At 29.7% G+C, this 12,579-nt stretch carries 12 protein-coding genes; 3 read left to right on the top strand and 9 right to left on the bottom strand.

Annotated elements, in window-relative coordinates; genetic code table 11:
• Together thrC and AC1Q7N_RS00565 are read right to left on the bottom strand one after the other, a co-directional pair.
• Positions 1-1,065 (bottom strand): threonine synthase, encoded by a 1,065-nt coding sequence (gene thrC, locus AC1Q7N_RS00560; protein ID WP_002456539.1) that lies wholly within the window; start codon positions 1,063-1,065, stop codon positions 1-3.
• Between the two features lie 5 nt (positions 1,066-1,070).
• Positions 1,071-2,351, bottom strand: coding sequence for a homoserine dehydrogenase (locus AC1Q7N_RS00565; RefSeq protein WP_002468463.1), 1,281 nt, complete (start codon positions 2,349-2,351; stop codon positions 1,071-1,073).
• Positions 2,352-2,539: 188 nt separating this feature from the next.
• Between AC1Q7N_RS00565 and AC1Q7N_RS00570 the strand changes: the two genes are divergently transcribed.
• Positions 2,540-3,916, top strand: a complete 1,377-nt coding sequence (locus AC1Q7N_RS00570; RefSeq protein WP_001829461.1) for an aspartate kinase — start codon at positions 2,540-2,542, stop codon at positions 3,914-3,916.
• A 77-nt stretch (positions 3,917-3,993) separates the two neighbouring features.
• On the opposite strand, the gene AC1Q7N_RS00575 is transcribed toward AC1Q7N_RS00570, so the two are convergent.
• On the bottom strand, positions 3,994-4,593 hold the full coding sequence (locus tag AC1Q7N_RS00575) for a hypothetical protein (RefSeq protein ID WP_002439621.1): 600 nt from the start codon (positions 4,591-4,593) through the stop codon (positions 3,994-3,996).
• Between the two features lie 326 nt (positions 4,594-4,919).
• On the opposite strand from AC1Q7N_RS00575, the gene AC1Q7N_RS00580 reads away from it, so the two are divergent.
• Complete coding sequence (locus AC1Q7N_RS00580; RefSeq protein ID WP_002468460.1) at positions 4,920-5,792, top strand: hypothetical protein; 873 nt, start codon at positions 4,920-4,922, stop codon at positions 5,790-5,792.
• A 735-nt stretch (positions 5,793-6,527) separates the two neighbouring features.
• On the opposite strand, the gene nucI is transcribed toward AC1Q7N_RS00580, so the two are convergent.
• A complete protein-coding gene (nucI, locus tag AC1Q7N_RS00585) occupies positions 6,528-7,064 on the bottom strand; it encodes a thermonuclease NucI (RefSeq protein WP_002468003.1) in 537 nt (178 codons plus the stop codon).
• 164 nt (positions 7,065-7,228) lie between these two features.
• Between nucI and AC1Q7N_RS00590 the strand changes: the two genes are divergently transcribed.
• Positions 7,229-7,417, top strand: a complete 189-nt coding sequence (locus AC1Q7N_RS00590; protein WP_001829458.1) for a membrane protein — start codon at positions 7,229-7,231, stop codon at positions 7,415-7,417.
• A gap of 168 nt (positions 7,418-7,585) precedes the next feature.
• Here the strand turns inward: AC1Q7N_RS00590 and AC1Q7N_RS00595 are convergent, their stop codons facing one another.
• From AC1Q7N_RS00595 to cls, 5 genes are all read right to left on the bottom strand, one after another.
• Positions 7,586-8,188, bottom strand: a complete 603-nt coding sequence (locus AC1Q7N_RS00595; protein ID WP_002439610.1) for a response regulator transcription factor — start codon at positions 8,186-8,188, stop codon at positions 7,586-7,588.
• Positions 8,185-9,279 carry a sensor histidine kinase gene (locus AC1Q7N_RS00600; protein ID WP_002456544.1) on the bottom strand — a complete coding sequence of 365 codons (1,095 nt, stop codon included), beginning with the start codon at positions 9,277-9,279 and terminating at the stop codon, positions 8,185-8,187. Before AC1Q7N_RS00600 ends, AC1Q7N_RS00595 begins: the two co-directional genes overlap by 4 nt.
• Positions 9,279-10,010 carry an ABC transporter permease gene (locus tag AC1Q7N_RS00605; protein WP_002469377.1) on the bottom strand — a complete coding sequence of 244 codons (732 nt, stop codon included), beginning with the start codon at positions 10,008-10,010 and terminating at the stop codon, positions 9,279-9,281. Before AC1Q7N_RS00605 ends, AC1Q7N_RS00600 begins: the two co-directional genes overlap by 1 nt.
• Complete coding sequence (locus AC1Q7N_RS00610) at positions 10,007-10,882, bottom strand: ABC transporter ATP-binding protein (RefSeq protein ID WP_002468002.1); 876 nt, start codon at positions 10,880-10,882, stop codon at positions 10,007-10,009. Before AC1Q7N_RS00610 ends, AC1Q7N_RS00605 begins: the two co-directional genes overlap by 4 nt.
• A gap of 177 nt (positions 10,883-11,059) precedes the next feature.
• Positions 11,060-12,532, bottom strand: a complete 1,473-nt coding sequence (gene cls / locus AC1Q7N_RS00615) for a cardiolipin synthase (protein WP_002456547.1) — start codon at positions 12,530-12,532, stop codon at positions 11,060-11,062.
• Positions 12,533-12,579 lie beyond the last annotated feature (47 nt).

Raw genomic sequence — 12,579 nt, forward strand, 5'->3', positions numbered from 1 at the left:
CTAGATTGCCCCTTTGATGTATCTAATTATACTTTCTTTATTATTAGGTAAAGGTTGAATAGGATTATCTAAGAGAGAAATAGCTGTGTCAGGATCTTTAAGTCCATTCCCAGTTAATATTGCAACTATCTTTTTACCTTTAGGTAACTTACCAGAGCGATGAAGTTTGATTAGACCTGCAATTGAAGCATTACTCGCTGGTTCACTAAAAACACCTTCATTTGTTGTCATTAACTGATAAGCTTCTAAAATTTCTTCATCTATCACACTATCAATTAAACCATTTGATTCATCTAGTGCATTAACAGCTTTTTGCCAACTAGCAGGATTCCCTATTCGGATAGCTGTAGCTATTGTTTCTGGATTTTTGATTATTTTATTTTGAACAATTGGAGATGCTCCTTCTGCTTGGAAGCCAAACATTTGTGGTAATTGTGTATTCTTTTTATTATGATATTCAACAAATCCTTGCCAATAAGCAGTTATATTACCTGCATTTCCCACTGGTATTGCTAAAATGTCAGGGGCTTGACCATCTAACTGTTCAACAATTTCAAAGGCACCCGTCTTTTGTCCTTCAATCCTAAATGGATTAACAGAATTAACTAATTCAATTTCATCATTTTCTTCAGCAATCTCTTTTACAATTTCTAGTGCTTCATCGAAGTTTCCTTCTATAGAAACAATTTCTGCACCATACATAACTGCTTGTGATAATTTACCTAATGCTATTTTACCTTCAGGAATTACGACAATTGCTTTTAAACCAGCTCTTGCAGCATAAGCAGCTGCTGATGCTGAAGTATTACCAGTTGAAGCACAAATAACAACTTTTTTCCCTTGTTCTTTTGCCTTTGTTACAGCCATAACCATACCACGATCTTTAAATGAGCCAGTCGGATTTGCTCCTTCATATTTAACATATAATTCAATATCTAATTTTTGAGAAAGATTTTCACAATAAATAAGTGGTGTATGTCCTTCATTGAGTGTTAGTGCTGGTGTAGATTGATTGACTGGTAAATATTCTTTAAATTCTTTAACTAATCCTTGCCATCTTTTCATAATTATTAAACTCCCTCTACAGGATAAACTTTCTTGATATTAAATCCTGATTGATTTAGAACTTTTTCTGGAGATGTTTCTATTCCAGTAACGATAATTGCATAAGTATCTTGATCCCTCTCAACAAGTTGCAACGATTTATGGAATGGTAATTTCTTTTTAATGTCATATTCAACTTTCTCCAAAGATTTATTATTGTTACTAATTACTATATAGTAATTAGATTTCTCTTGAATAACCACTGGTTCTGCACCATCCATCATTTCTTTAGTTTCCTCTGTCTTTAATTCAAAATGAGGTGGTAAAGTGTGTAAGTTTGATTCAAAGAAAAGTGCCACATTTAATAAATCACTTACAACTGCACTTCCTGTTGCTAAACTACCTGCACCTTTACCATAAAACATTGTATCGCCAACAGCATCACCTATAACATATATTGCATTGTATTCGTTCTCTACAGCTGCAAGTTGGTGATTCTTATGTATCAGTGTCGGTTCCACAGAAGCATTCACATATCCATTTTCATATGTACCTTTACCTATTGATTTAATTTTATAATTTAATGCGCTTGCTGCATTGATGTCTGCTAATGTAATGTCACTAATTCCTACCGATTTAACATCATTCAGTTTAATGACTTGGTTAAAAGATAAATAAGATGTAATAACTACCTTTCTTGCAGCATCTACACCTTCTACATCATCTGTTGGATCAGCTTCAGCAAATCCTAATCTTTGTGCTTCTTCTAACGCATCTTTAAAAGTTGTTTGTTCATGAGTCATTTTTGAGAGAATAAAGTTAGAAGTTCCGTTAAATATTCCCATAAATTTAGAAATATTATTTGCATTCAGTCCGTTATTAATAGCATTGACAATAGGGATACCACCTGCCACACTTGCTTCAAATTTAAGAGCGACGCCATTTTCTTCAGCTAAGTCTTCTAATAATTTTAAATGGATAGCTAGTAAATCCTTATTTGCTGTAATCACATGTTTTTTATTTTTAAGGGCTGTTCTTAACCAATCAACAGTAGGTTCAATACCACCCATAACTTCAACGACTATATCAATAGAATTGTCATTTAAGATGTCATTAATATCTTCTGTAAGATGATATTGACTAATATTTAACGGACGTTTCTTAGATTTATCTCGGACTAGAATATGTTTAATGACAATATCCTTATTGATGGTGTCTTTAATCTGTTGTCTATTCTCTTCAATAATCTTTACAACACCTGATCCGACTGTTCCCAAACCAAGTAATGCGATATTTAACTCTTTCATGTAAATTACCTCCGTTTGTGCTTTTGAGAAAAACAATTGTACTGTTGAAAAATACTAGATAATGGTTTAGTATAAAATCATTCTAAATTTTTGTAAAGTTCTTAATATTGAAAATATAAATCTATATTACCATGCTTAATCAGAAAACTAAATAAAATTTTCTGATTTTTTAGAAAGGTAGGAAAATTATGAAAGTTGCTAAGTTTGGTGGAAGTTCTGTATCAACTGCAGAACAAATTAAAAAGGTATTAACTATAGTGAATGAAGACCCTGAACGTAAAATCATTATCGTTTCAGCTCCAGGCAAAAGGCATAATGACGACATTAAAACTACTGATTTATTAATTCGTCTCTATGAAAAAGTACTTAATAAATTAAATTATGAAAGTAAAAAACAAGAAATTATCCAAAGATATGCTGATATAGTAGAAGAATTAGGTATAGGAAATGACATTTTAATAACAATTAATGACACTTTAGAGGAATACATTAAACATCTTTCTGACAAACCTAACCGTTTATATGATGCTTTATTATCTTGTGGCGAAAATTTTAATGCTCAATTAATAGCCCAGTATAATAATAGTCAAGGTATTCCTACTCGTTATATTTCTCCTAAAGAAGCTGGATTAACTGTAACTGATTTACCACAGCAAGCTCAAATTTTAGATTCCGCATATAATGAAATATACAAATTGCGTGATTATGATGAAAAGCTAATTATTCCTGGTTTTTTCGGAGTTTCAAAGCAAAATTATATCGTTACGTTTCCACGCGGTGGTTCTGACATAACTGGTGCTATCATAGCACGTGGCGTCCGAGCCTCACTTTATGAGAACTTCACTGATGTATCAGGAATATATAAAGCTAATCCGAATATCATAAATAATCCTGAACTCATAGAGGAAATAACTTATAGAGAAATGCGAGAGCTATCTTATGCAGGATTTGGAGTTTTTCACGATGAAGCTCTACAACCTTTATACAAAGATCGAATTCCCGTAGTTATCAAAAATACTAATCGTCCAAATGATAAAGGGACCTACATTTTACATGACCGTGAAATCGATTCTAAAAATGTCATTAGTGGAATTAGTTGTGATAAAGGCTTTACTGTGATTAATATTAAAAAATATTTAATGAATAGATTAGTTGGATTTACACGAAAGATTCTTGGCGTTTTAGAAGAATTTAATATATCATTTGACCACATGCCTTCTGGTATTGATAACATAAGTATTATCATGCGTACAAATCAAATTCAAGGTAAAGAAAGTCAAGTTCTTAATGCCATACGCAAACGTTGTGAAGTTGATGAATTAAGTATCGACCATGATTTAGCAGTACTAATGATTGTTGGTGAAGGTATGAATCAAGTTGTTGGTACAGCTAGTAAAATTACTCACGCCCTTTCAGAATCAAACATTAATTTAATAATGATTAACCAAGGTGCTTCTGAAATTTCAATGATGTTTGGAATTCATGAAGCAGATGCTGAAAAAGCAGTATTATCTACGTACGAATTTTGTTACAACGGTGTTTGTTTAAAAAATTTGTGTAAATAAAATAAAAAAGATTTCTACATCACTTTCAATACATAAAGTAAATTTATTAACTCTGTATCAATGATGTAGAAATCTTTTTAAGATATCTTTTTAGTGGAACTATTTACTATAGCTTTTTTAATACGCTGTTCACCTACTACCAATTTTAAAATATAGAATTGATAATAACTAAGAGAATCAATAACAGCTTTATAATTACTAAACTGATGATATTTTTGTTCACTCATTAAATCATACATAAGAACTATTTCTGGCTTAATATAATCTACGTTCCAACTTAAAGAATGAAAATATATATTATTTTTTGGTAAACGTATATGATGATCTAACCTAAATAGCCATTCATCATTTACAACATCATAAACAAATATTGTCATGACTTCTGTATCGTTTTTAAAGACTTTAACATGTTCAACATCTGATAAAGATAAAGATTCTCTTAATCTTTCATATAACTGATTATCATAATAGTGAATCGTAAATTCTTCAGGAATCACCCTGATAATTTCCAATAACTTTTTGCGCTCAACACAAATATCTATTTTCGATGGTAATATAAAATCATCATTCAGAAATAGATGCATCGCTACCTCGCCGTGAAATTTGAATAAATGAGATGATGTTTTCCTTAAAATTTCGACTATTTTATTCACTGGTTTTTCTTCTTTAACAAACATGTTACCACCCCTATAGCAAGCGCTTTCACAATCAAATTATACATTTTCTTTTTTCACTTATCAAACAAATAAATGTGAACATTTAGTAAAATTTATTTTATTTTCAATAAAATTATTTTCATAAAAAGTTACTATATCACTATTCGCTACGCATATGATAGGGCTCTCATAAAAATTCACGAAAGTTTAATTGATATGTAAATATTTCGTCACTACTATTTGATAAAACACATTTCCCCTTTCATTTTCATTGAACTCAAAATTTAAGAAGTTTATAATTTATCTTGCAAATAGAATTTAATATTAAAAGATTTGGGTGAGTAGTAATGTCTTTAACGATTATCTTATCTATAATAATTATTATTTTGATTATGGCTATGGTTCTTAATCAAAAATTTATGAAAGATAGGGTTGAAACAGAAGAATATGCTAGAAATCAATTAATCTCTAAAAATTCAATTTTAAGTGAAGAAAATTTATCATTGAAAAACCAAATGTTAAGTACAAACAATGACGTCGGTCAACACGCTTTTAAAAACGCCAAGCGTGAATTAAGAAAAATATTAAATAGATTTAAAGAAGAGGGTCGTTTACGATCATATACAATTGTTCCTACGAGTAATTTGGCTGTTAAACATCCCCTTTTCGAATATGCACGTTCATTCGATTTTATTATCATTACTGATGTTGGTTTGATAAATGTGGATGTTAAAAATTGGAACCAAAAAACGTTTTATCATTTTGATGTGCCAGATCAACATCTTGAAGAAGGACAACCACAATATAATACCGAAAAAGTTGTCGGTCATTATATTAGCAATCGATATCATAGTCAGTTTAAAACAACACGTTCTGGTGTCTATACTTTTATTGAGATTTTACAGGATAATCGTGTAATATATGAATTTTATGACCACGATCCATACGATAAAGCCGCAAACAATGCAAAAGCATTAAAAGATAAAATTGAAAATGATTATAATTTTAAAATTCAAAGTATTGGCGTCATATATTTTAGTGATGGTAGCGTTAATATTATTGAAGGATCCGACGAGAGTGATAAATACGTCGACACCGTATCTACACCGATATCACTTGAAAAAGTAATTGAGGAAGCTATCGATTTATCTAAGCACCCCCTTACTGATAAACAAATCGAAGAAATTTCTGAAAACTTTAAACAACATATGAATAATTAAAATTCAAAAAGAGTTTGGGGCATGAAGTTATTTGACTAATAAAAAGACAATTTCTATTTATAAAATGTAGAAATTGTCTTTTTATTATAATTATTTAAATTGTTGAGCAACTACTTTTTTTATATTCATTAGCATTAATACAAATGCAATTTCTCTTTTGACTTTAATTATGTTTCGAATCGACATTCTGATGAAACTTAAAATAACTTTCGTAAATCCATCAACAAGTTCCACATCAAATTTCTTTAACTGCAAACGTTTCTTCTAAAATAAGAAATCTTATCCCAATTTGAATTTTAAAATATCTTAAATTGTAATTTTACATTCCAACTTATTAAATTATCTATTATCAACAATGTTGTCATATATATTTTTAATTTTAACGTTTTAATACGATTCAGTAGTCATAGCACACATTTATATGACAACACTTATAGCAATTATTTCATGAATAAATAAACTTAATTATAAACTGTATCAGTTTACATTAGAAATCTTTTTAAAACATAATGTTTTTCACTAGACTAAGAAGTAGATATCCTAATTTCTACTTTATTGAAACACTAGTCAGAAACGTAGTTGAAATCTACTAAATATCACTCTTTTTTTATTCTAATCTCTTTAGCTAGAATAAGAAAACGCTGCTAAACAAAATGGTCCAACTGAGTTTCTACTTATTGATATAACAAATGAATTTTATATTTCCACTCAATATCAGACTCTAAATTATCGCTACTAGCTCCAAATATTTAATTTTCTCTTTTTTGCCTCTTCTTGAGCGTTTACGAAGGTATCCCTATATTTTCCGTTTGGAGAAAAATACTTTTCTCTGGCTAGACCTTTTTTCACCAGCGATTCGTTAAACATATCTCCATTTTTTAACCATACGTACGCCAAAGTACGACCATACCTATCAGTTTTTTCTTTATCATATTCTAAATAAACATTTTGATGCGTGAGATACTTCTTCGTATAATTAGATGCTTGTTTACCATATGGTTGAACTGGCGTATTAGGTTTAACAGTCTCTGGCGTATCTACACCAATTAATCTGACTTTAATTTCCTCTCCATTTTTTTGAGCAACAAATGTATCACCATCTACAACTCGTTTCACATATACTTTGTCTTTACCATTTAAATTGGAATTATCTGATTGATGTTGAGATTCTGAACCACTAAACGGTCCAGAATGGTTTACAAACTGGAAAATAATTACAAGTATTCCTATCATCGCTACTACTAAAAGCGATGACATTTTCTTAGATTTCAATAATGTCACCTTATTTCACTTAATATCCCGATTTATACTAAAGAAAATTTGATCCAACGTCAAATGATTTCATACTATTATATGTAATCGATTTTATATAATTACAATCTCGCTTTCCAAATTATAAGAGCATGATATAATACATGATGTTAGGAGTGAAAGAAATGGATACATCTAATGAAAATAAAATAACAATCATTGCCGTTATAGTAGCAATAATTGTTGGTGTCGTACTACAAATTGTCTTTAAACTACCCTTAATCGTGAGTTTAGTGGGGTCAGTATTTTTAGGTATGTTCGTTGGTTTTATCGTCTACCTAATTCAATCATTTCGTCGTAAAAAAAAGAATTAAAATTGGGTAATATCTTTAGTATATATGGTTTGAAATTAAACATCATTCACTCAGTATCTTTGTCTCAATACAAAGTTTTACTTATCAAAACTTTATCATATTGATAACTGTTAGATTAATTTAATTTTATAGAGTCTGCCTCAATTACGTATGGTGGACTCTTATTAATTAAATCCACCCCTTTTCATTTGCTTTTTTCCATGCCTCAAAACGATGATCTGAATTCATTTTGTCTATAATAGTACTCGTATAGTTACGCACAGTCCCGTTCGATAAATACAATTTGCTAGCAATCTCTTTGCTACTTAACCCATTGCCTATTTCTCTTAAAACAACTTGTTCTTTATGAGTTAATGGATTCGATTCAGTAAACAATGATGTCATGAGCGAAGGGCTATATTCCTTCTCACCCTTTGTCACTTTATAAATAGTTTTAATTAAATCATCAATTGAACGCTCTTTTAGTACATAAGCATCAACATCATTTGCTACGGCTTTTTCAAAATAACCTGGACGTTTAAATGTAGTCACTATGATTATTCTTGTATTGAGTTGTTTTTTTCTTACATAAGATAAGATTTCCAAGCCTGTTAAACCCGGAATTTCAATATCTAAAATGGCTACATTGGGTTCATTATTTTCAATAAATTCGAGTGCCTCTACACCATTTTCAAAATCTTTTATTACATTCATTTCTTCATGCATTTCTATCAGTTGTACCATAGCTTTTCTTAACATCAATTGATCCTCAGTTATAACAAGCGATATCATAATAAATCACCTCTAGGTATTTCAACAATAATAAGTGTTCCATTATTTGATTGTACAATTAATTTACCATTTAAATAATCTACACGTTCTTTAATACTTTTCAAATTTGAAGCATCTTCATTTTCTATTCCCACACCATTATCTTTAATTTTTAAAATGATTTGATGCTCATGTACCTTCAATTCACCTATTACTTCAGTCGCATGCGCATGTTTAATAACATTATTAATTGCTTCTCTAAAAATCATAGATAATATTGATTGTTTCGCTGGATTTAATGATTTAGCCGCACTTTTATTGTTAAATTTAAAATGTAGATTAGCATTTTGCAATAAGTGTTCCAATGATGAAATTTCATCTTCAAAAGATTGTATCTTCAAATCATCAATAATGAGTCTGACTTTATTTAAGGCTTCTGTTGAAAGTTGATTTATTGCCTGCATTTCATTTTTTGCTTCTTTAGGATTAGTATCTATGAGTTTAACAGCTAATTCAGACTTCAAAGTAAGACTAGCAAATACATGTCCTAATGTATCATGAAGATCTTGACTTATTCTATTACGCTCTTGTTGAGCTATTAGTACATTAATATACTTATTCTTTTCTTCAAGTTTAGCTTTCATAATTCGTTCGTCTCTATTTTTAAAATTACCTACAGCAACAATTAATATAACCAAATAAAATGCACTTAATGGAACCACAAATGTTGGATTAAATATATAAGTTAGTATTAAACAACTTATCATAGCTATTAAAAAGGTTATAAATTCTTTTGATACAACACGAACATTAAAAATAAAAGGTAAGGCGAAAGCACTATAGAAGAAAAACAAACTATTCATAGGATTGACACTATAGACAAAATAAAAGATTCCTAAATAATGAATAACCAGTAATGAATATAAAATACTATCACTAAGGTATTTATAAAATATAATCATCGTCACATAGCTGATTATAAAAATAGTACAAACAATTAAATAAGTTAAGAAATTACCACGTTTGTCAACAAATATAGCTAAAATCGGAAATATTAAATATATTAAAGTACTTAATTCCCCTATTCTCACTCCCCAACTTCTTGATTCCATTAGTGTACATCTCCTTTCTTATTCATGAATAAAGCAATACTCACAAAGATTATACAATAGACCACGAGATAGCCAAACGCTTCTATATTCACCCCTTTATTTTGCGCTAAATCTATAGCAAGTAGCTTTAAATTATATGTTGGCATGTGTTTAGAAATCGACTGAAGCCAATCAGGAAACGTGTATACTGGAAACCATAGACCTCCTAATATAGCTAGTGTAATATTAAGTAAATTGGCAAAACTACTTGCTTTTTGAATATCGTTGAGTTGAGCGATAATCAATCCTAAAGTCAAAAATAAACTAACCCCAATCCATAAAGTTAATGCAGAGAATATCCATTGAAAAACAGTCATGTGAACATCTTTGTAAAAATGAGCTACTGAAAAAATAATTGTAATTGCTATTAAAAACTGACACATTGTCTTACTAATTTTAACTAAATAATATTGAAATGATGATAATGGGGTCACCATTAACCGCTTATACCAACCTTGATTTCGCTCTTCAATCAAATCTAATGGAAATGACAATAGACAAAAGTTCATTAAACTAAATACTGTCATACTGTACATATACTCTTTATAAAACTTAAGTTTTGCTTCTTCTGGCATGTCTAATATAGAAGTAAATAATAAATAAAACACGACAGGTAGGAATATGGACATAACTAAATACAATTTCTTTCTAAATATAATCTTTAATTCTATTTTAAAATAAGTTGATATCACTGGTAATTCCCTCCTTTAGACAAATCATTAGAAAACATGACTTCTAATAAAGATTTTTTAAGAATTTCAATCTTATTGAAATTGACATGATATTGTTTCAATAATTGTAAAACATCACTCACATCAGTTGTTTTTATTTCATATCTATTTTTTATTAATTCAATTTCGTATTTATGTTTCAGTTGATTGATAAGTTCTTGATATTTGCAAGGAATTCGAATTACAGAATAACTTTGATTCCTTTTTATATTTTCAGGTGAATCATCTAATTGTATTTTACCTTTATCTAACATCATTACTTGATCTGCCATTCTTTCAACTTCTTCAATGTAATGAGAGGTATATAGTATCGTAGTGTTATTCATTTTTAATTTATCTATAACATTCCAAAAATGTTGACGCATTTCTACATCCATAGCTGACGTAGGCTCATCTAAAATTAACAGTTCAGGTTTACCTACCAATGCTAAAGCAAAATCTAAAATCCTCTGCTGTCCACCTGATAAATTACATGCAAACTGATTCATTTGTCGGTCACTAAATTGTGTGATTTCTTTAAACTGATGAAAAGAAATAAACGTTTGATAAAAGGATTGATATAAATGTAATAATTCGCAAACCTTTATGTATTTAGGAAACTCTGTTTTTTGAAAAAGAATACCCATCTTATGTCTATTTAACAAATTTGATTTATCAGCGATTTGACCACTATCATAGTGATTATTTCCAACGATAATATCAATTAACGTTGACTTACCTGCTCCATTTTTACCTATTAATGCCGTACAACAATTATTTTTTATATCAATACTTATATCTTCTAAAACTTTATGTTCCTTGAAAGATTTAGATATATGTCGTAGTTCAATCATTATCGTCACACCTCTTGATTTATGTTACTTATAATTTAGCAAGTTTAAGTTAGTGATATAAGTACCGAATGTCATTAATTAACTATGACATTTGTCATATCATACATATAAGTTTACATAATATATTTACCGTTAAAAAAATACCCTCGTTCATTTTAACGAGGGTATTTTGAAATTTTATAAAATTGGAGATATTAATTTTGCTAGTCCTTCTTTAAATTTAATTGATAATGGACGCTTGTCGTATACTTCTTTTGTAAGTAATTTAGATTGCTCAATATCTTTTTCAAATGCTTGACGTAACTGTTTAGCTATATCTTCATCATATATAAATGCATTCACTTCGAAATTCAGTTCAAAGCTTCTAAAGTCCATGTTTGCACTACCAATTGAAGAAATTTCATCATCAATCATTAATATTTTAGAATGAATAAATCCATTTTGATAAGTGTAAATATTAACTCCGCTATCCAATAAATCAGCTGCATTTGAAAATGTAGCCCAATAAACGAATGGATGATCAGGTTTACACGGTATCATAAGGTTTACTTCAACGCCGCTATTAGCAGCCATTTTTAATGCATTAATGTATGATTGGTCTGGAATAAAGTAAGGGCTTTGTAGATAGATAGACTTTTTAGCGCTCATTATCATTTTTGTATAACCATATTCTATTTGATGTAAATCAAATGCAGGTCCACTAGAAGCGATTTGAATAGCCGCGTTTCCTTTGTCCCCATTTTTTTTAGGGAAATATTTTTGATCAAATTTAAATTGTGGACGATGCGACTGTGAATTCCAGTCTAAAATAAATCTTAATTGTAGTGCATCGATGCATTCACCTTGAACACGTGTATGTGTATCTCTCCAGTAACCTAACTTACCTAATCCTAAATAATCATCGCCGACATTAAAACCGCCAACGTAACCAATTTGTCCATCTATAATGATAATCTTTCTATGATTTCGATTATTCATTCTGAAATTGATTAAAGGTACTTTCGAAGGGAAAAATGCTTCAACTTCTCCACCTAATGCTCTGAAATGTTTAAATTTTGATAATCTAACCTTTTTAGAACCAACATCGTCATACAAAAGTTTAACTTCTAAACCTTCTTTAAGTTTAGTTTCAAGTGCATCTAAGATTCTTTTACCTAATCCATCAAGTTCAAAGGTATAGTACTCTAGATGTATATAGTCTTGAGCATTGTAAATATCCTCAAGTACTTTTTCATAAAGCTTATGACCATCTGTAAATAAATCGATTTTATTATTTTCTGTTAAAAAGGCATCTTGTTTCATTAACAACATACGTATTAAATCACGGTGTTTAATGACTTGATCATTGATATAACCATAATTATGTTTATCAAAACTGTCGATTTGGTCTTGAACTAAATCTTCAAATGCATGTAATTCATCACCGTTATTTTTTTCCATCTTTTTCTTGGAAACCGTTCGTCCTAAAAATAGATACAAAATAAATCCAATGACAGGAAGAACGAATAATACGAATAACCACGCCCAAGTTGAACTGGCAGTACGTCGATCACGTTCAAGGAAAATGATGACAAATGCCAATACTACGTTAGTTATAAACCCAACTACTAACAATATAGTTAAAATAGTACCCAAAAATCCAAAATTCATTACTAAATACTCCTATTCAGTCTTTCACCAAGAAAATTTAGCCGCCG

The sequence above is a fragment of the Staphylococcus sp. GW823-FHT05F06 genome, from assembly GCF_058795495.1.